The 20,783-nt window shown below is 62.6% G+C and carries 14 protein-coding genes; 11 read left to right on the top strand and 3 right to left on the bottom strand.

The genetic code is table 11. The annotated features are described in order from the left end of the window. The first annotated feature begins 46 nt into the window (after window positions 1-46). Together AB4O09_RS17085 and hemN are read left to right on the top strand one after the other, a co-directional pair. Window positions 47-1,420: an oxygen-independent coproporphyrinogen III oxidase gene (locus AB4O09_RS17085; RefSeq protein WP_013693244.1), complete on the top strand. Its 1,374-nt coding sequence runs from the start codon at window positions 47-49 to the stop codon at window positions 1,418-1,420. Continuing rightward, entirely contained in the window at window positions 1,417-2,805 is a 1,389-nt protein-coding gene (gene hemN / locus AB4O09_RS17080) for an oxygen-independent coproporphyrinogen III oxidase (RefSeq protein ID WP_003201404.1), read from the top strand. The genes AB4O09_RS17085 and hemN overlap by 4 nt, the downstream gene beginning before the upstream one ends. Before the next feature lie 199 nt (window positions 2,806-3,004). Here hemN and AB4O09_RS17075 read toward each other — a convergent pair whose 3' ends face one another. Next, complete coding sequence (locus AB4O09_RS17075) at window positions 3,005-5,662, bottom strand: excinuclease ABC subunit UvrA (RefSeq protein WP_027911741.1); 2,658 nt, start codon at window positions 5,660-5,662, stop codon at window positions 3,005-3,007. A gap of 195 nt (window positions 5,663-5,857) precedes the next feature. On the opposite strand from AB4O09_RS17075, the gene AB4O09_RS17070 reads away from it, so the two are divergent. The 9 genes from AB4O09_RS17070 (at window position 5,858) to nahK (ending at window position 19,361) form a co-directional block, all read left to right on the top strand. Further along, the gene (locus AB4O09_RS17070; RefSeq protein WP_038859185.1) at window positions 5,858-7,336 is read left to right on the top strand and encodes a hypothetical protein; all 1,479 of its coding nucleotides are present in this window, start codon (window positions 5,858-5,860) and stop codon (window positions 7,334-7,336) included. A gap of 262 nt (window positions 7,337-7,598) precedes the next feature. After that, window positions 7,599-9,767 (top strand): transcriptional regulator NosR, encoded by a 2,169-nt coding sequence (nosR, locus tag AB4O09_RS17065; RefSeq protein WP_028237024.1) that lies wholly within the window; start codon window positions 7,599-7,601, stop codon window positions 9,765-9,767. A gap of 53 nt (window positions 9,768-9,820) precedes the next feature. Beyond that, window positions 9,821-11,740 (top strand): TAT-dependent nitrous-oxide reductase, encoded by a 1,920-nt coding sequence (nosZ, locus tag AB4O09_RS17060; protein ID WP_027911739.1) that lies wholly within the window; start codon window positions 9,821-9,823, stop codon window positions 11,738-11,740. Window positions 11,741-11,766: 26 nt separating this feature from the next. Then, the gene (locus AB4O09_RS17055; RefSeq protein WP_003201414.1) at window positions 11,767-13,086 is read left to right on the top strand and encodes a nitrous oxide reductase family maturation protein NosD; all 1,320 of its coding nucleotides are present in this window, start codon (window positions 11,767-11,769) and stop codon (window positions 13,084-13,086) included. After that, window positions 13,083-14,000: an ABC transporter ATP-binding protein gene (locus AB4O09_RS17050; protein ID WP_013693248.1), complete on the top strand. Its 918-nt coding sequence runs from the start codon at window positions 13,083-13,085 to the stop codon at window positions 13,998-14,000. Before AB4O09_RS17055 ends, AB4O09_RS17050 begins: the two co-directional genes overlap by 4 nt. Further along, window positions 13,997-14,827: an ABC transporter permease gene (locus AB4O09_RS17045; protein WP_003201419.1), complete on the top strand. Its 831-nt coding sequence runs from the start codon at window positions 13,997-13,999 to the stop codon at window positions 14,825-14,827. Before AB4O09_RS17050 ends, AB4O09_RS17045 begins: the two co-directional genes overlap by 4 nt. Window positions 14,828-14,857: 30 nt before the next feature. Further along, complete coding sequence (locus AB4O09_RS17040; protein WP_003201421.1) at window positions 14,858-15,385, top strand: nitrous oxide reductase accessory protein NosL; 528 nt, start codon at window positions 14,858-14,860, stop codon at window positions 15,383-15,385. Window positions 15,386-15,625: 240 nt separating this feature from the next. Then, a complete protein-coding gene (nosP, locus tag AB4O09_RS17035; protein ID WP_003201423.1) occupies window positions 15,626-16,789 on the top strand; it encodes a nitric oxide-sensing protein NosP in 1,164 nt (387 codons plus the stop codon). Then, window positions 16,719-19,361, top strand: a complete 2,643-nt coding sequence (gene nahK / locus AB4O09_RS17030; RefSeq protein WP_003201425.1) for a hybrid sensor histidine kinase/response regulator NahK/ErcS' — start codon at window positions 16,719-16,721, stop codon at window positions 19,359-19,361. Before nosP ends, nahK begins: the two co-directional genes overlap by 71 nt. A gap of 77 nt (window positions 19,362-19,438) precedes the next feature. On the opposite strand, the gene AB4O09_RS17025 is transcribed toward nahK, so the two are convergent. Continuing rightward, window positions 19,439-20,104 (bottom strand): response regulator transcription factor, encoded by a 666-nt coding sequence (locus AB4O09_RS17025; protein WP_014338437.1) that lies wholly within the window; start codon window positions 20,102-20,104, stop codon window positions 19,439-19,441. A 59-nt stretch (window positions 20,105-20,163) separates the two neighbouring features. Continuing rightward, on the bottom strand, window positions 20,164-20,697 hold the full coding sequence (locus tag AB4O09_RS17020; RefSeq protein ID WP_456004757.1) for a PQQ-dependent catabolism-associated CXXCW motif protein: 534 nt from the start codon (window positions 20,695-20,697) through the stop codon (window positions 20,164-20,166). Window positions 20,698-20,783 lie beyond the last annotated feature (86 nt).

Below are 20,783 nucleotides of genomic sequence, written 5' to 3'. Positions count from 1 at the left end.
CGGGTTACCCCGCAAACTGCTTGCGCACAGCCACTCGGAGATTGTCATGTTCGACCCGTTCCATACCCTCGGTGAGCGACCTTCGGGCCGTGCGCCTGTGGTGGCTGATTTCGATTGTCCGGTCGGTACACGTAGATTCCACACAGGCATCGGTTCGCTCGACCTGCTTCGAGGGTTGCGCAGCAGCCGTCAGAAACGACGGCCCTTGTCCCTGGCGGTGCACCTGCCTTCGCGCCTGCGGCTGGCGTCGTGTTCGCCCCTGGCCAGCGACTGCCGCTGCGGTGAGATCGAGGGCTACCTGCAACGCCTGACCTATGAGTTGGGGTTGGTCGGTTGCCACCTGGGCGCAGGGCGGCGCGTCGAGCAGTTTTGCCTGACCGGTGGCACACCGGTGATCGCTCATCTGCAGAAGCTGATGAGTGACCTGCGCAAGCGCTTTGACTTCAGTGAATACGACGGTGGCGACCACAGCATCGAGGTGGACTTGCACCACACCGACTGGTCGACCATGGGCCTGATCCGCGACCAGGGTTTCACTCATGTCAGCATCGGCGTCCCCGACATTGGCGTCGACAGCGACCTGTCGGTCGATTGTTACCAGAATCCGGCTCCGATCCATTCGTTGATCGATGCGGCGCGCACGTTTGGTTTTCGCTCCATCAACATTGACTTGGGTTACGGCCATGCCTGGCAGACGCCCAGCAGTTTCGCCCTGAAGCTGGCGACGCTGATCGAACTGGAACCGGACCGGTTGCACGCTTTCGACTATGCTCGCGCGCCTTATCGTTACCGCTCGAAGAACGCCGGGTTGGCCGGCGACTTTTGCAGCCCGGCCGACAAGGACGCCATGCGGCGGATCTGCTGCGAGCAACTGATTGGCGCCGGTTATCACTACATCGGCCTGGGCCAGTTCGTCAGGGCCGACGATGACCTGGCGGTGGCCCAGGAGCACGGACGCCTGCATCGCAATTGCCAGGGTTTTACCCGTCACGGTTGCTGTGATCACGTGGGCTTCGGTCTATCGGCCATCACTCAGATCGAGCACCTGTACGTACAGAACACCGACGACCTGCATCAGTATTGCCAACAGCTGGATGCCGGGCAGTTGCCGGTCCATCGCGGTTGGCGCTGTGAAGCGCAGGATCAGGTCAAGGCATGTGTGACCGAGCAGCTTTCCTGTGACCTTGAACTCGATATCCCGGCCATCGAGGCACGCTTCGGCCTGGTGTTTCGCGAGTATTTCGCGTCTCTCTGGCCGTCGCTGGAAGCTTTGCATGACCAGGGATTGATCGAACTGTCGAGCCGGTTTATCGGCATCCTGCCTGCCGGGCGCTTGAGCGTCGATGCGATCTGCAATCTGTTCGACCCAGGACTGGATGACGCAGGCCCACACCTTTTTGAAAAGTTGAATCCATCATGAATGCTGTATCCGGTTTCAATCGTGCCCTGGTGGAGAAATACGACCGCCCGGGGCCGCGCTACACCTCCTATCCGACGGCGCCGCAGTTCCACCAGGCCTTTGCCATGGATGAATACCAGCAGGCTGCCCAACGCAGTAACCAGGCACCGCTGCCCAAGTCGTTATCGGTGTACATCCACATCCCGTTCTGCCAGAGCCTCTGCTATTACTGCGCGTGCAACAAGATCATCACGCGCAAGACCCATCGAGCCGTCGAATACCTGACCTACCTCAAGCGCGAAATTGCCCTGCAGGCGACCTTGTTCGACCGCTCGCGCAAACTGACCCAGCTGCACCTGGGCGGGGGAACGCCGACTTACCTGACCCATGAGCAACTGGCCGACCTGATGGACTGCCTGCACCAGTCCTTCGACATGGACGACAGCGACGCCCATGAGTTTTCCATCGAGGTCGACCCGCGGACCATCGATGCGCAACAGATCCAGGGCCTGCGCCAGTTGGGGTTCAACCGCCTGAGCTTTGGCGTCCAGGATTTCGATGCCCAGGTGCAGATTGCCGTCAACCGAGTGCAAAGCGAAGCCCAGGTCGTCGAGCTGGTGGAAGCCGCGCGCCTGGCGCGCTTCAAGTCGGTCAGTGTCGATCTGATCTATGGCCTGCCCTTGCAGACCATCGCCAGTTTTGATGTCACCTTGAGCAAGATCATCGCCCTGCGTCCGGACCGGATCGCGGCCTACAGCTACGCCCACCTGCCGCAACGGGTGCGGGCGCAGCGGATGATCCGGCCAGAAGACATGCCGCCGCCAGAGCGCAAGCTGGAGTTGCTGGAACTGACCATCAATCGCCTGACTGAAGCCGGCTACGTCTACATCGGCATGGACCACTTTGCCTTGCCGGATGACGAACTGGTACGCGCCCGCGCCCAGGGCAGCCTGCAGCGCAATTTCCAGGGCTATTCCACCCACGCCGATTGCGACCTGATTGGCCTGGGGGTGTCCTCGATCGGCAAGGTGGGCGACAGCTACAACCAGAACGTCAAGGAGCTTTCCCAGTATTACGCGCGGCTGGATCAAGGCCTGCTGGCGGTACAGCGTGGTTATCGGCTGAGCGACGATGACCGGCTGCGGCGCGAGGTCATCAGCGAACTGATGTGTCACGCACGCATCGATTTCGGCCAGATCGAGAGCGCCCACGGCATTCGGTTTAGCGAGTACTTCGCCGATGCCCTGGACCGGCTCCAGGAGCTGGTGCGCGACGGGTTGCTGGACCTTCGCGACGACGAGCTGGTGTTGTTGCCCCAGGGACAATTGATGATGCGCAACGTGGCCATGGCCTTCGACGCGTACCTGGGGGCGGACCAGACGGTTCAGTATTCGCGTACGGTCTGAAAACTCAAGCTCGCGCTGGGTCTGTAGGAGCTGGCGAAGCCTGCGATCTTTTGATCGTTCCCACGCTCTGCGTGGGAATGCATCCCGTGACGCTCTGCGTCACCTTCCAGAAACGGAACGCGGAGCGTCCCTGGCGACATTCCCACGCAGGAGCGTGGGAACGATCGACGGGGGGCGTGGGCGGGATTTGGGCCAGGTTTTATCTTCCAGGTTGCAAAGCCCTTTTCAGAAACTCCGCCGTCCGGCTTTCCCGGCAGGCCGCGACTTCTTCCGGAGCCCCGCAGGCCACGACGTTCCCACCTTGGGAACCTGCGCCCGGACCGATGTCGATGACCCAGTCGCTCTGCGCCACAACGCGCATGTCATGTTCCACCACAACCACCGTGTGACCTTCCTCCACCAGGCGATTCAGTTGCACCAGCAAGCGGTCGACGTCCTGGGGGTGCAGCCCGTTGGTGGGCTCATCCAACACATACAATGTCGCCCCCCGGGCCTTGCGCTGCAGTTCTGTCGCCAGTTTGATCCGCTGGGCTTCACCGCCGGACAGTTCCGTGGCCGGTTGGCCCAGGCGCAGGTAGCCCAACCCGATATCCTGCAGCACCTGCAATGAGCGCCTGGCCGCCGCTTGCTCGGCAAACACCTCAAGAGCCTGGTTCACGGTCAGTTGCAGCACCTGGGAAATGTCCAGGCCTTGCCAGCTCACCGCCAGGGTCTGCGGGTTGTAGCGCGCACCATGGCAGGTGGGGCAGGGCGCGTACACGCTAGGCATGAACAACAACTCCACGCTGACAAAACCTTCACCTTCGCAGGTCTCGCAACGGCCCTTGGCGACGTTGAAGGAAAACCGTCCGGCATCGAATCCCAGTGCTTGCGCCTGCTCTGTCGCGGCGAACAGTTTGCGCACGTGATCGAACAGCCCGGTGTAGGTGGCGAGGTTGGAGCGCGGGGTGCGGCCGATGGGTTTCTGGTCCACCTGGACCAGCCGCTTGACCGCTTCAAGCCCAGCGGTAACGCGCCCGCCGCTGGTTTGCACGGGTTCGTCTTCCAGGCTTTGCTCATCGGGTTCGGCGTTGGGGCTGGCCTGGCCCAGGTGGGCGCCGACCAGATCCAGCAGGGCCTGGCTGACGAGGCTGGATTTGCCTGAGCCGGAGATGCCGGTCACGGCGGTGAAGCAACCCAAGGGGAAGGCCGCGCTCAAGTTGTCGAGGTTGTTGCGGGTAATGCCTTCCAGGCGCAGCCAATCCTTGGGCGCTCGGGGGCTGCGTGCCGTGACGTGTTCTTCGGCAAAGAGGTAGGCGCGGGTGCGTGATTCCGACACCTGGCCAAGGCCTGCCGGCGGACCGCTGTAGAGGACTTTCCCGCCTTGTTCGCCGGCGTCCGGGCCGACGTCGATGAGCCAGTCGGCGCGGCGCATGGTATCGAGGTCGTGTTCGACCACAAACACCGAGTTGCCGGCAGCCTTGAGGCGTTGCAAGGCGCCAAACAACGCCTCGCTGTCGGCCGGATGCAGGCCGGCGGAGGGTTCGTCCAGCACGTAGATCACCCCGAACAACTGGGAATTGAGCTGGGTCGCCAGGCGCAGGCGTTGCAGTTCGCCGGACGAAAGCGTCGGTGTGCTGCGTTCCAGGGCAAGGTAGCCCAGGCCGAGGTCGATCAGGGTGACGATCCGTTCCAGCAGCTCGGCGGCGATGCGTTGGGCGGCCAGGCGTTTCTCCAGGGAGAGGTTGGGGGTGTGGCGCGCGTCCGGCCCACCCGCGTGCGGGTTGTCGCCCCTGGCGGCGCGTTGCTCGCGGGCTTCTCGGGTTTGCTGGTGGCTGAGGACGTCTCCGGTTTCTTCGGCCTGTTCCAGGTAGTCGGGCGCCAGGACGCCCTTGAGCACGTCGGCCAGTTCAAGCAACGGCAGGTGCGATAGCTCGGCAATGTCCAGGCCGGCAAAGCTCACGGTCAGCGCCTGGCGTTTGAGGCGCTTGCCCTCGCACACGGGACAGGGGCTGGCGCGCATGTATTGCGCCACGCGTTTGCGCATCTGCGCGCTTTGGGAGTGCATGAAGGTGTGCAGCAGGTAGCGTCGGGCGCCGCTGAACGTGCCCTGGTAACTCGGTTCGAGCTTGCGTTTGAGGGCGGCGCGGGTCTGGGCCGGGGTGAGCCCGGCGTATACGGGAACGGTAGGGGTTTGTTCGGTGAAGAGAATCCAGTCCCGCTGCTTCTTCGGCAGGTCGCGCCAGGGGATGTCGACGTCATAGCCCAGGGTCACCAGGATGTCCCGCAAGTTCTGGCCCTGCCAGGCCATGGGCCAGGCGGCCACGGCGCGCTCGCGGATGGTCAGCGACGGGTCCGGCACCATGGACGCTTCGGTGACCTCATAGACTCGGCCCAGGCCATGGCATTGCTGGCAGGCACCCTGTGGCGTGTTGGGCGAGAAGTCTTCGGCATAGAGCATCGGTTGGTCGGCCGGGTAGCTGCCGGCGCGGGAGTAGAGCATGCGAATCAGGCTCGACAGGGTGGTGACGCTGCCCACCGAAGAGCGTGCGCTGGGGGTGCCGCGCTGTTGCTGCAAGGCGACTGCCGGCGGCAGTCCCTCGATGCTGTCCACGTCCGGCACGCCCACCTGGTCGATCAGGCGCCGCGCATAGGGTGCGACGGACTCGAAGTAGCGACGCTGGGCTTCGGCGTAGAGCGTGGAGAAGGCCAGCGACGACTTGCCGGACCCCGACACGCCGGTAAACACCACCAGGGCATCGCGGGGGATGTCCACGTCGACGTTCTTGAGGTTGTGTTCGCGGGCGCCACGCACCCGGACGAAACCGGTGCCTTGCGGCAAGTCAGCGGTTGAAGCGGGGGCGGAGCGTGGGGGCATCGGGCATTCCTTGTGGACGTTGCTGCAACGCTTCAGGGCGTTATGGCGTTGCATTATGGCGATGGCAGAGTGGACTGGATCACAGCGCTGACAATTATGCGACCGGGTTCAACCGTTCGCGTGTGATAAAAATTTACTCCGGGCGCAAGAGATGAGAAAAGCTCTGCAGATTTTTCCCATGGATACGGACGCCTCATGCCTCGATCGAAGTTGTTCTCCACGCTGTTTGTCGCGCTGCTGGTCGGTGCCGCGCTCTGGTACATCTGGATGATTGCCAGCGCCAAGCTGGAGTTGGGCGGCGACAGTCCTGACGAGCAACAAGTCGGCGCGGTGAAGGATACCCGGTTGCGAGCGATGTCCTCGTATTGCACAGGCGTGACGGTGACGCCACAGGGAACCTGGCTGGTAGCGCGCCTGGAGAGGGAGGCCCGAGAGCTTGAACCGTCCGCTGGCGTGTTGGACCTGGATGCGCTGGTCTATGGCCAGCCGAAACAGCCCAATGAAGCGGAAGAGTCTGGAACCTTTGCCGGTTTGTTTTCTCGTGCTGACAAGGAAACCACCTTCATTTCCCACCTGGACGCCCAAGGGCAATTTCAGCTCGTGGCACATGTCAGCGGCAGCGCTTGTATGGTAGCCAGCCCCGACGGGACCAGTGTGTTCCTGCTCACGGGCCTTCGTCGGCCTGAAACGGCGAATACCCATGATCCCGATCAGACCGTGGTCTTTCGCACTGATGATCAAGGCCAGCGCTGGACCTGGTTGACCAAGGGTTGGTTTCCCGAGGCCGAATCGTTGGCCTGGAGCCTGGCTCCCTATTTCCACGGCTCGAATGAAGTCTGGGCCGCAGGCACGCCGGACGCGGTGGATGAAGACAGCGATGAAGAGAAGCCGACTGCCGTTTCCACCGGCGTCTTCTACTCGGCTGATCGGGGGGCGAACAGCGCGTCGATAATGGCGCCCGAGTCGCTGCTGGTGTCCGCCAAATACGCCCACGGCAAACGCCCTGACGTCACTGACTGGGGCACGAATACAGATGAGCATGGGGAAATCCAGACCAACGTCCTGCAACTGGATGCGCAGACGGCCCATATCTGGGTGTCCCAACGCTTCTGGGGCGCCCATCCGGATGGCGTCAGCGACAATATCGCGATCAACGTCACGACACGGGCCCGGCTGCAAGCCAAGGCCGGGCAGTGGCAGGTGGTCGACGTACAGCGTGACGACAACTTGTTTGTGAGCAAGCTGATACAGAATGACGCCGGGCGGGTGATTGGGCTGATTGACCAGGGTGATCGCGGGCGAGAGGTTGTCGCCGAACTGGACACCGCCGCACTGACCTGGACGACCATGGGTGACCTGCCCAGTGTGTTTGCCCCCCTGGCATCGCAGACCCAGGTGCGTGGCGACAATCTCTGGTTGGGCCAGAACACCCTTCTGATCAACACGACCAGCGACCACCATCCACCGCGCTGGCTCTACTGGTGGTCGGACGCAAACATCTCCGCCGATGGGGTGTTCTATTCCAAGGATTGGGGGCGCTCCTGGCAGCACCTCGCCATCGACGGTTACCTGGGCATTCTTGGTTTCCAACCGGCGCAGGACCGGGTGTTCTGGGCCAATGGCAACTGGTACGACAACAATGACGGCCGTATCTATTCCTATGGGTTGCGCTGAGCACTGTGGGAACGATCGGGGTGCGGCGACGGTGGAAGATCGTTCTCACGCTCCGCGTGGGAATGCCGCCAGGGACGCTCCGCGTTCCGCTTCTGGAAGGTGACGCAGAGCGTCACGGGATGCATCCCACGCGGAGCGTGGGAACGATCAACACCTTTGGGGCAAGGCTTAAGTTTTTCCCAAGTTGATTTCAATCAAGGGCCGAAGAAGGGGCCGGCCCCTACCATGATCGCCAAGATCCTGTCTTTAAGCCCTGGCGTCCATGACCCCTCACTTTGTGATGCTGCACCTATCCCGCTTCTGGCTCCACGGGCTGTTCGTTCTCCTGCTGTTGTTCACGGGCCTGGCCCAGGCCAAGGACTACGGTGACGTCCCGCAACAGCGCATCCACCATGTCCTGAATCAGACCGACTCGATCTCCGAGCCCGAAGGGCGGTTCAAGGTGCGCAAGCTGTCCGCTGCCGGCAAGGTTGTGGGCTATGTGTTCCAGAGCCTGGACGTGGTGGACATTCCCGCCTATTCCGGCAAGCCGATCAACGTCCAGGTCATTCTCGATCCGGCCGGTGTGATTCTCGATGCCTATGTGCTCGAACACCATGAGCCGATCCTGCTGATCGGCATCGCCGAAGAAAAACTCCACGCGTTCAGCGCGCGCTACAGCGGCATCAAGGTCAACCAACGGGTGGTGGTGGGGCATTCCAGCGATCCGAATGCCGTGACCGTGGATGCCATCGCCGGGGCTACTGTGACGGCGATGGTGGTCAACGAAGTCATCATGCGTGCCGCCCACGATGTCGCGGTGTCCCTGGGCCTGGTCAAGGGTGATGCGGGGTTGGCCGTGGCGCCGGCGCGTGTGCGTGAGGACATCTACGAGCCCGCCGACTGGAAGACCCTGACCGGTAACGGCGCTATCCGCCGTCTGCTCCTGACCCGTGGCCAGGTTGACGCTTCCTTCAAAGGCACTGAGGCCGAACAGGTCGAAACCGCCAGCGGCGAGCAGGTGAACGACACCTTCATCGACCTCTATGCCACCCACCTCAACCCGCCCACCATCGGTCGCAACCTGCTGGGTGAGGCGCAATACCGCACACTGATGGCCGAGCTCAAGCCGGGCGAGCAAGCCATCGCGGTGATGGGCAGCGGTCGTTATTCCTTCAAGGGTTCGGGATACGTGCGTGGCGGCATCTTCGACCGGGTGCAACTGCGTCAGTCCGGCGACACCATCAGCTTTCGCGACTTGGATTTTCAGCGCCTGAATGATGTGGCCCTCGACGACATGCCGGACTTCGATGAAATGGCGATTTTCATCATCCGTGCCTCCCACCGTTTCGACCCTGGTTCACCCTGGACCCTGGAACTGCTGGTGCGCCGCCAGACCGGACCGGTCAGCGGCACCTTCAGCAGTTTCGAGTTGGCCTATCAACTGCCCGAACCTTACCTGGAACGGCCATTGCCTACCGCCGAGCAACTGGCGGCCGCCGAAGAAGCCAGCCGGCCGATGTGGCTGACGCTCTGGTATCAGAAAAGTGTCGAAATCAGCGTGCTTGGCGTAGCCCTGCTGGTGCTGACGGCGATCCTGTTTTTCCAGGACTCACTGGCCCGGCGGCCGACGCTGTTGCATTGGCTGCGCCGCGGTTATCTGGTCTTCACCGTGGTGTTTCTCGGCGGCTACGCCTTGGCCCAGTTGTCGGTGGTCAACGTGCTGACCTTCGTCCACGCCTTGTTCGAAGGCTTTCGCTGGGAGCTGTTCCTCACCGATCCGCTGATATTCATTCTCTGGGTGTTCACCGCCGGCAGCATTCTGCTGTGGGGGCGTGGGGTGTTCTGCGGCTGGCTGTGTCCGTTCGGCGCGTTGCAGGAGTTGATCAACGAACTGGCGCGCAAGCTCAAGGTTCCCCAATACGAGTTGCCGTTCGCCGTGCATGAGCGGCTCTGGGCGATCAAGTACATCATTTTGCTGGTGCTGTTCGGCGTTTCGCTGGAGTCGATGGCCACCGCCGAACGGCTGGCCGAAGTGGAACCCTTCAAGACCGCCATCACCCTCAGGTTCGACCGCCAGTGGTGGTTCGTGGCGTACGCAGTGGGCCTGCTGGTAATCAACCTGTTTACCCGCAAGGTCTATTGCCGCTACGTCTGCCCGCTGGGCGCGGCCCTGGCGATGCCGACCCGGCTGCGGCTGTTCGACTGGCTCAAGCGCCGCAAGGAGTGTGGCAACCCCTGCCAACTGTGCGCCAAGGAATGCGAGATCCAGGCGATTCATCCCGATGGCCGGATCAATGCCAACGAATGCCATTACTGCCTCGACTGCCAGATGACCTGGCACAACGAAAACAAATGCCCGCCGCTGATCAACAAGCGCAAGAAGCGCGGCAAGGCGACCGTGAGCGATCCGCAACTGATTCCCGTGGTGCAGGTGAACCCGGCGCCTTGAGGCACCCCAATGGCCTGTCCCTTGACCCTTTCATTCTTCATGGAGCACACAGCATGAGCGATAAAAAAAACCAAACCCCGGGCTCGGTGGAAGAACCCAGGGGTGTCAGCCGGCGCAGTTTTCTCGGCACTGGCGCGGTAACCGGTGCCGTACTGGCCGGCGCGACGGCGCTGGGGGCCGGGACGTTCACCCGTGAGTCCTGGGCTGCGGCGGCCAAGGAGGCCAAATCCAAGATCCACGTCGGGCCCGGGGAGCTGGACGAATACTACGGTTTCTGGAGCGGCGGCCACCAGGGCGAGGTGCGGGTGCTGGGCGTGCCGTCGATGCGTGAGCTGATGCGCATCCCGGTGTTCAACGTCGATTCGGCCACTGGCTGGGGCCTGACCAACGAAAGCAAGCGCATCCTGGGCGACAGCGCCAAGTACCAGAACGGCGATTGCCACCACCCGCACATCTCCATGACCGACGGCAAGTACGACGGCAAATACCTGTTCATCAACGACAAGGCCAACTCGCGGGTCGCGCGCATTCGCCTGGACATCATGAAGTGCGACAAGATCCTCACCGTGCCCAACGTGCAAGCCATCCACGGCCTGCGCCTGCAAAAGGTGCCGTACACCAAGTACGTGTTCGCCAACGCTGAGTTCGTGATCCCACACCCCAACGACGGCCACACCTTCGACCTGCAGGACAAAAACAGCTTCACGATGTTCAACGCCATCGATGCCGAGAAAATGGAAATGGCCTTCCAGGTGATCGTCGATGGCAACCTGGACAACTCCGATGCCGACTACACCGGCAAATACGCCGCCAGCACCTGCTACAACTCCGAGAAGGCCTACGACCTGGGCGGCATGATGCGCAACGAGCGCGACTGGGTGGTGGTGTTCAACATCCCGCGTATCGAGGCGGCGATCAAGGCCGGCAAGTTCATCAACCTGGACGGCTCCAAGGTGCCGGTGGTCGATGGCCGCAAGACCGATGGCAAGGACTCCGAATTCACTCGCTACATTCCCGTGCCGAAGAACCCCCACGGGCTCAACACTTCGTCGGACGGCAAATACTTCATCGCCAACGGCAAGCTGTCGCCCACGGTTTCGATGATCGCCATCGACCGCCTGGACGATTTGTTCGCCGACCGCTTCAAGGACCCACGCGAAGTGATTGTCGCCGAGCCGGAACTGGGGCTTGGGCCGCTGCACACCACGTTCGACGGGCGCGGCAATGCCTATACGACCTTGTTCATCGACAGCCAGGTGGTGAAGTGGAACATGGAGGAGGCCATCCGCGCCTACAAGGGCGAGAAGGTCAATTACATCAAGCAGAAACTCGACGTCCAGTACCAGCCCGGCCACAACCATGCGTCCCTCACCGAAACCAGCGAGGCGGACGGCAAGTGGCTGGTGGTGTTGTGCAAATTCTCCAAGGACCGCTTCCTGCCCACCGGCCCATTGCACCCGGAGAACGATCAGTTGATCGACATTTCCGGTGAAGAAATGAAGCTGGTCCACGACGGCCCGGCCTTCGCCGAACCCCATGACTGCATTCTCGCCCGGCGCGACCAGATCAAGACCCAGAAAATCTGGAACCGCAACGATCCGTTTTTCGCCGACACCGTGGCCCGGGCGAAGAAGGACGGCATCAACCTGGAAACCGACAACAAGGTCATCCGCGACGGCAACAAGGTGCGGGTGTACATGACGTCGATGGCGCCGGCCTATGGCCTGACGGAATTCACCGTCAAGCAAGGCAACGAGGTGACGGTGACTATCACCAACATCGACCAGATCGAAGACGTCACCCATGGTTTTGTCATGACCAACCACGGCGCGAGCATGGAGATCAGCCCGCAACAGACCTCATCGATCACTTTCACCGCCGACAAGGCCGGCTTGCATTGGTACTACTGCAGCTGGTTCTGCCACGCTCTGCACATGGAAATGGTCGGGCGCATGCTGGTTGAAAAGGCCTGAGACGGCTCGTCAAGGAGACAGCTTCAATGACCGGGAAAACGCCACAACCTGCGGGTTACGCTCGCCAACCGGTCATTGCGCTGGTGCTTTGCCTGTTATCGGGCGGCGCGCTCGGCGCGCCGCAGCCGATCACCAATTTGCCTTTGCAGGCCGAGGGCGACCAGCAATGGCGCCTGCCTGCGGGCCAGTACCGGGGCTCGTTCAGCATTGACCAGCCCATGACCCTCACCTGTGCGCCCGAGGCGGTATTCCAGGGCCAGGGCGAGGGCAATGGCGTGATCATTCGCGCCCCGAACGTGCGGATCCAGGGGTGTACGTTCCTGGACTGGGGCCACGACCTGACGGCCATGAACGCCGCCGTGTTCATCCAACCGGTCGCCCAAGGGGCCGTGGTGCGTGGCAACCGGATGCAGGGCCAGGGCTTCGGTATCTGGGTCGATGGCACGCGGGACGTCAGCCTGATCGACAACCGCATCCAGGGCGACCCCAGCCTGCGCTCCCAGGACCGTGGCAATGGCATCCATTTGTATGCCGTACACGGCGCCCGGGTCATCGGTAACCAGGTACACGAAACCCGCGACGGCATCTACATTGACACCTCCAGCGGCAATCTGCTCCAGGGCAATGTCCTGGAGGACCTGCGCTACGGCGTGCATTACATGTTCGCCAACGATAACCGCCTGCTGGATAACGTTACCCGGCGCACCCGCACCGGTTATGCCCTGATGCAAAGCCGCCAGCTGACGGTCACCGGCAATCGCTCCGAACAGGATCAGAACTACGGGATCCTGATGAACTACATCACCTATTCGACCCTGCGCGACAACTTCGTCACCGACGTGCGCGACGGGTCCACCGGCGACACCATGATCACCGGCGCCGAGGGCAAGGCCCTGTTCATCTACAACTCATTGTTCAACCGCATCGAAGGCAACCATTTCGAGCGCAGCGCCGTGGGCATCCACCTGACGGCCGGCTCGGAGGATAACCGCATCGCCGGCAATGCCTTCGTCCACAACCAGCGCCAGGTCAAGTACGTTGCCACCCGATTGCAGGAATGGTCGGCGGACGGTCGCGGCAATTACTGGAGCGACTACCTGGGCTGGGATCGCAACGGCGATGGCTTGGGCGATGTCGCCTATGAGCCCAACGACAACGTCGATCGCCTGCTGTGGCTGTATCCCCAGGTGCGCTTGTTGATGAACAGCCCGGGAATCGAACTGCTGCGTTGGGTGCAGCGAGCTTTCCCGGTGATGAAATCCCCCGGGGTGATGGACAGTCATCCGCTGATGGAAACGCCTGTCCAGCCCCCGCCACGCAACAGTGCCCAGGAGGACGCGTCTTGAACGTCGTCGAGATCGAAGGCGTCAGCCAGTACTATGGCGATGTCGCCGTGCTGCGCGGGCTGGACTTGAATCTGGCCCAGGGCGAAGTGCTCGGCCTGTTCGGGCATAACGGTGCGGGCAAGACCACCACCATGAAGCTGATCCTCGGTTTGCTGCGGGCCAGCGAGGGGCAGGTGCGTGTCTTCGGCCGAGCGCCCAGCGACCCGAGCGTGCGGCAGATGCTCGGTTATCTGCCCGAGAACGTGATGTTCTATCCGCAGTTGAGCGGGCTGGAAACCTTGCGCCATTTTGCCCGGCTCAAAGGTGCTGCACCGGAGCAAGTGCAGCGTTTGCTGGAAGAGGTCGGGCTGGCGGGTGCCGCGACACGGCGGGTGAAAACGTATTCCAAGGGCATGCGCCAGCGTCTTGGTCTGGCCCAGGCGCTGCTCGGCCAACCGCGCCTGTTATTGCTGGATGAACCGACCGTGGGCCTGGACCCTATTGCCACCCAGGACCTCTATCAGTTGCTCGACCGCCTGCGTTGGCAGGGCACCAGCATCATTCTCTGTTCTCACGTCCTGCCTGGCGTGGAAGCTCACATCAACCGCGCCGCGATTCTCACCAGAGGGCGCCTGTTGGCCTTGGGCAGCCTGGCCCGGCTGCGGGAGGACGCCGGGCTGCCGACGCTGATCCGCGCCTCGGGCCTGTCGCGGGCCGACTGGCTTCGCCAGCATTGGCGCAGCGAGGGGCACGCCACCCAAGGTTGGGGCGCAGAAGGGGTGCAAGTGTCCGCGCCGGATGGCAGCAAACTTAAATTGCTGCGCCAGTTACTGGCCCAGGATGACCCGTCGGATGTCGAGATCAAGCCGCCGTCGCTGGAGGACTTGTACCGTCATTACATGGTCCGTGCCGCAGCCGAGGAGACCAGCCTATGAATCCGGTCTGGAACATGGCCCGCAAGGAATTCAGCGATGGCCTGCGCAATCGCTGGTTGTTGGCGATCAGCCTGTTGTTCGCGGTGCTGGCGATCGGCATCGCCTGGCTCGGCGCGGCGGCGTCCGGTCAACTGGGGTTCACCTCGGTACCGGCCACGGTGGCGAGCCTGTCCAGCCTGGCGACCTTCCTGATGCCGCTGATTGCCTTGCTGCTGGCCTATGACGCGATTGTCGGCGAGGACGAGAGCGGCACCTTGCTGCTGTTGCTGACCTACCCGTTGGGCCGCGGCCAATTGCTGCTGGGCAAGTTTGTCGGCCATGGTTTGATCCTGGCCCTGGCCACTTTCATCGGTTTTGGCTGCGCGATGCTTGCCATCGCCCTGTTGGTGGACGATGTCCAGTTGAGCCTGCTGCTCTGGGCCTTCGGTCGGTTCATGGTGTCCAGCACGCTGCTGGGCTGGGTGTTCCTCGGGCTCGCCTATGTGCTGAGCAGCTTGTCGGCAGAAAAATCCACCGCGGCCGGATTGGCGCTGGGGGTGTGGTTTTTCTTCGTGCTGGTGTTCGACCTTGCCTTGCTGGCGTTGCTGGTGCTGAGCGAGGGGCGCTTCAGCCCGGAACTGTTGCCCTGGCTGCTGCTGTTCAACCCTACCGACGTGTATCGGCTGATCAACCTGTCCGGGTTCGATGCGGCGTCCAGCGGCGCCGCGGTGCTGACCTTGGGCAGCGACCTGCCGGTGTCGGCGCCTTTGCTCTGGCTGTGCCTGGGCTTGTGGATGGCGGTTCCGTTGTGGCTGGCCTATCGGTTGTTCAATCGCCGGTGCCCGTGAATTTCAATCTTGATAAGGGAGCATGCAACGATGAACAAGGTGTACCTCAAGGGGGGCCGCCTCTTGGCCGGGGTGTTGATGTGCCTGGCACTGGCGGCCTGCGGCAAGGCCGAGCCACCTGCGACCAGCGAGGCGGCGCTGGCGTTTCATCCCAGTGACGAGTGCCATGTGTGCGGCATGGTCATCACTGACTTCCCCGGGCCCAAGGGCGCGGCGGTCGGGGCAGGGGGCGTGAAGAAATTCTGCTCGCCGGCGGAGATGCTGGGCTGGTGGTTGCAGCCGGAAAACCATCGGGCCGACGTCAAGCTGTATGTCCACGACATGGGCCGCAGCCATTGGGATACACCGGATGACGCCCACCTGATCGACGCCCGGACCGCCTACTTCGTCATCGGCAGTGGGCTTAAAGGCGCCATGGGCGTTGTCCTGGCCTCGTTCTCCGACCCCCAGGCGGCACAAAAGCTCGCCAGCGACACCGGCGGCCGGGTGCTGCGGCTGGAAGACATCGACCAGAAACTGCTGGGGCAGGCGACTGCCATGGCGCCGATGAGTCATTGATATTGCTTGTTCGGCAAACCACGCTTGTGGCAGGGGCGCTTGTGGGAGCAAAGCTTGCTCGCGAAACAGGCGCCTCGATTCTGCCAGACCGCATCGCCTCCATCGCGGGCAAGCCTTGCTCCCACATAAGGGAGCAATCTCATCCCATGGAAGCGTCCACCCGCTACCCAAGTAGCATTCGTCGACTCGACGCGGCTTCGTACACTCAGGGCTCCTATCACGCACCCGTCGGAGGCGAAGATGCAGCAGGCCCAGAGCGAAGGTGTGGTGAGCGCCATGTCCCAGGCGACGGATGTCCAGCAGGTGGCCCAGGAGCTGGCGCGGCAGTTGTTGCACCCGCACCTGGGCTTCGTGCTGTTTTTCTGTTCCGCCGAATACGACCTGCCGGCCCTGGGCCAGGCGTTGTCCCAGAGTTTCGGCGGGATTCGCCTGGTGGGCTGTACCAGCGCCGGTGAAATCACCGCCCAAGGTTATGGTCGCAACTGCGTGACGGCGGTGGGGTTCGATCACCGGCACTTTTCCATCGCCGCCGAACTGATCGGTGAAATGGAGCGCTTCAGCCTGATCGACGCCCAGCAAATGGTCGAGCGCCTGGCGAGCGGCTGTCGCAGCAACGCCTTGGCCCCGATCAAGGGTCACAGTTTCGCCCTGACCCTGCTCGATGGCCTGTCCAGCCGCGAGGAAATGGTGCTGGCGGCCTTGAGTGCCGCGCTGGGGGACATCCCGCATTTCGGCGGGTCGGCTGGCGATGACAACTACCTGACCCACACCCATGTGTACTTCGAAGGCCAGTTCCACAGTGGCGCGGCCGTGGTGGTGTTGATCAATACCTGGCTGGAATTCGAAGTCTTCACCACCCATCACATCCTGCCTCGCCAAGAGAAGCTGGTGGTGACCGGTGCCGACAGCGCCTCGCGGCGGGTCTATGAGCTCAACGCCGAACCCGCCGCAGAAGAATACGCCCGGCACATCGGCGTGCCGGTGAGCGCCCTCGACTATCGGGTCTTCGCCGCCCATCCACTGGCGGTGCGCATCAACGATCAGTACTACGTGCGGGCGATCCAGCAGGTGCACCCGGACCTGAGCCTGAGTTTCTACTGCGCGGTGGAGAACGGCATCGTTCTCACCGCCATGACCCCCGGTCCCTTGCTGCAAAACCTGCAAACGCTGTTCGACGGTTTGCAGGCCCGTCTCGGTGATCTGCTGCTGACCATCGGCTGCGATTGCTTTCTCCGGCGCCTGGAGCTGGAAGATCGCGGCGGCCTGGAGCAGATCGGCCAGTTCCTGCGCGAACAACGGGTGATGGGGTTCAACACCTATGGAGAACAGTTCAATGGCATGCATATCAACCAGACGTTCACCGGAGTTGCCATTGCCCGACATCGCGTCCCCGGCCATCGTTGAGCTGCAGGCCCAGCTCGCTGCCCTGCAGCACGAAAACCGCAAGTTGCGGCGCATCAACGAGGCGCTGATCGAACGGGTGGAGTCTGGCGTAACCCGGGGCAACGATCCGTATGCAGCGTTCCAGCACTCGGTGGTGCTGGCCGAGCAGGTGCGCGAGCGCACCGATGCGCTGAACCAGGCCATGGCTGAACTCAAGGCCGGCAATCACTTGCTGGGCGAGGCGCGGCTGCGGGCGGAAACCGCCCACCGGCACCTGATCGACGCCATCGAAAGCATCTCCGATGCGTTTGTGCTGTTCGATGAGCAGCAACGCATTGTCCTGTTCAACAGCCGCTTCAAGGCCTTCTGGGCCAACAGCCGGGTGCGCATCATCGCCGGAATGCGTCTCTCCGAGGTCAAGCGCTTGATGACCGCCAACGGACTGTTCAGCGAAGAGCCCCGGGGCCAGGCCGACGAGCACGTGCTGTACCGGCTGCAGAACGGACGTTGGCTGCAAGTCAGCGAGCGACCGACCCAGGAGGGCGGCCGGGTAATCCTGTTCACCGATATCACCGACGTCAAGCTCAGCGAAACGGTGCGCCGCGAGCAGGCTATCGCGCAGAAATCCCACCTGTTGCAGCGGGCGGTGGACAACCTGTCCCAGGGCGTGGCGATGGTCAATGCCCAAGGCGTGCTGGAGCTGTGGAACCGGCGTTTCCTCGAACTCAGCGGCCTGGCACCGGTAGCGGCGCACCGGCCATTCAATGAAGTGATTGCCGACAGTGAGCTGCAACTGCTGACCCCGGCCAGTCGCGACAGCAACGGCCGGCTGATCCACGAATCCGAGCAGCGCCTGTCCGATGGCCGGGTCCTGGAGATCCGTACGCATCCCTTGCCCACTGGCGGCTACGTCAACACCTTCACCGACATCACCGAACGCTACCAGCACGCCGAGGCGCTGAGCGAAAGCGAACGCTGGATTCGCCTGATCACCGACCATGTGCCGGCGCTGATCGCCTATCTCAACGCCGACCTGGTCTACGAATTCACCAACAAGGTCTACGAGCAGTGGTATTGCTGGCCCCGTGGCGTGATGCTCGGCCAGAGCCTGCGCGAAGCCCATAGCGAGCAGCATTACCAGCGCCTGGAGGCCTACGTGGCGCGGGCGTTGGCGGGTGAGAGCGTGACGTTCGAGTTCGCCGAGACCAATATCAACAACCAGGAGCGCTACATGCTGCGCTCCTATGTACCCAACCGCCTGGCCAACGGCGAAGTGGTGGGGATTTTCGTGCTGATCCGCGACATCACCGAACGCCGGCGCACTGCTGAAGCGCTGCACCAGGCCTACCAGAACCTGGAACAGCGGGTCCAGGAGCGCACGGCCGAACTGACCACCCTCAACGAGCAGTTGCTGCGCGAAATCGATGAGCGCAGCCGGGTGGAATTGCGCCTGCGGGAGGCCAAGCGCGAGGCCGAGCAGGCCAACCTGTCGAAGACCAAATTTCTCGCAGCGGTCAGCCATGATCTGCTGCAACCGCTCAACGCCGCCCGGCTGTTCACCAGCGCCTTGCTGGAGCGCCGCGAGCCGGTTGCCAACGCGCAACTGGTGCGTAACGTCAGCAATTCACTGCAGGACGTGGAGAACCTGTTGGGCACCCTGGTGGATATATCCAAACTGGACGCCGGGGTGATCAAGGCCGATGTCGCGCCGTTCGGCCTCAGCGAGCTGCTCGACAACCTGGCCGCCGAATACGCCCAGATCGCCCGCAGCGAAGGGCTGGAGTTGCACTTTGTCGGCTGTTCGGTGCTGGTGCGCAGCGACATGCAATTGCTCGCGCGAATCCTGCGCAATCTGCTGAGCAACGCTATTCGCTACACCCCCAGCGGCCGGGTGGTGCTGGGTTGTCGGCGCCACCGCCAGCGCGTGTCGATCCAGGTCTGGGACAGCGGCATCGGCATTGCCGAGAACCGCCTGGAGGAAATATTCCAGGAGTTCAAGCGCGGCGACGTGCAGCGCCCGAATCAGGACCGTGGGTTGGGCCTGGGCCTGGCGATTGTCGAGAAAATCGCCGGGATCCTCGGGCACCGGATCCAGGTGCGCTCCTGGCCGGGCAAGGGCTCGATGTTCTCTATCGACGTGCCGCTGAGCGCCACCGCGCCCAAGCCGCTGCCGTGCCTGGACATGAGCGAGCCGATGCTCGAACGACTGCGTGGGGCGCGGGTCTGGGTACTGGATAACGATGCGGCGATCTGTGCCGGCATGCGTACGTTGCTGGAGGGCTGGGGTTGCCAGGTAGTGACCGCGTTGTCAGAACAGGACCTGGCCCGCCAGGTGGACAACTACCATGCCGAGGCTGACCTGTTGATCGCCGATTATCACCTGGACAACGATCAGAACGGCGTCGATGCGGTGGCCCGGATCAACGCCCGCCGGGCCTCACCGATCCCGGCCATGATGATCACCGCCAACTACAGCAACGAACTCAAGCAGCAGATCCGCGAACGCGGGCACACCCTGATGCACAAGCCGGTGCGGCCGATGAAGCTCAAGATTGCGATGAGTCATCTGTTGGGCCAGGCCCTGAGCCATTAAGTCGAACGCTGTTGTGGCGGGGGAGCAAGCTTCCTCGCCACAGGGGTATCCACCCTATCTCAGCAGTGTCCAGCGGTTCAACGCCGCAGATAAGCCCCGAAATCAATATCCCCGGCACTGAGGATCGCCTGCACCCGGTTGTGCACGTTGAGTTTGCGCAGGATCGCCGAGACGTGAGCCTTGACTGTGGTTTCGGCGATGTCCAGGGTGTAGGCGATCTGTTTGTTCGACTCGCCCTTGGTCATGCGTTCGAGCACCAGCAATTGCTTGCGGGTCAAGGCCTGGAGCAGTTCCGGCGGGAAGCTCGGGTTTTCGTTCAGGCGCCGCCCCATCGGGCTTTTTTGCGTACGAATGATGTCCGGCGGCAGGTACACGTTGCCGTTGAGGATCTGCTCGATGGCGTCGGTCATCTGCGAGCGTGGCGAGGATTTGGTGATGAAACCCACCGCGCCATAGGTGATGGCCTGCAGCACCACCTGTTTGTCCTGCTCGGCGGAGACAATCACCACGGGGATGGTCGGTGCCTCGTTGCGCAGGTTGATCAGGCCATTGAGCCCGTGCATGCCGGGCATGTTCAAGTCCAGCAGGATCAGGTCCAGGTCGTCGTGCTCGGCAGTCAAGGCCAGGGCACTGTCCAGGTCGGCGGTCTCCATGACCTCGCTGCCAGGAAAACCGTCGCTGATGACGTTGTGGATGGCTTCGCGAAACAGTGGGTGATCGTCGGCTATCAGGATTTTATACATGGCCATTCACCTCGTTATTGTCGTGTGGGGCAGAGCAGTTGCACGCACTTCTTGCAAGATCAGGGAAAGGGTTCGGGCCGGGCCGCTTGCAGGGGCAGGTTGGCCGCCTCCCAGGCATCGAGGCCATCGCGATACCAGTACAGATGGTTATAGCCCATGGCAGCGGCGCGTTTTACCGCGTTCCAGCTCAGCCAGCAATCTGCGCGGCAATAAAAGACCAATGGCGAATCCAACCGCCCGCCGGTGGCCGCGCGCAGGTGATGGCTGAAGTAGTCCTGCCAGGTCGGGTCGAGGTCGCCGTCACCGGTATTGGCCAGCCACAGGCTGCCGGGGAGATTGGCGTGGGGTTCGTTGTCGATGAAACGCCCTTGGACCCACGGCCGACGATAGACGTCGATCAGCACTGGGGGCGAGGCTTGGCCGAGCAGCTGTTGCAGGGCCTGGGTGTCGAGGGTCTGGGCGCCGTCGGCAGTGGCGGGTGTCGGGCTGCGGTATTGGCCGATGCGATAACCCTGCGCTGAAAACAGCGCGGTATCGGCCTGCGCAACATTCAGCGCCAGGCCCAGCAGGAGGATCGCCAGCAAACGGGGCATAGGATTTATCCTTTTTGTTATGCGCCCATTACATGCCAGGGTCGAGGTCTTGTGAATGCGACCATGGACAGGAAAACCAGTACTAA

This window comes from Pseudomonas sp. H1_F01 (assembly GCF_054681425.1).
The sequence above is the reverse complement of the archived record's forward strand: the minus strand, read 5'-3'. Positions and strand labels throughout refer to the sequence as shown.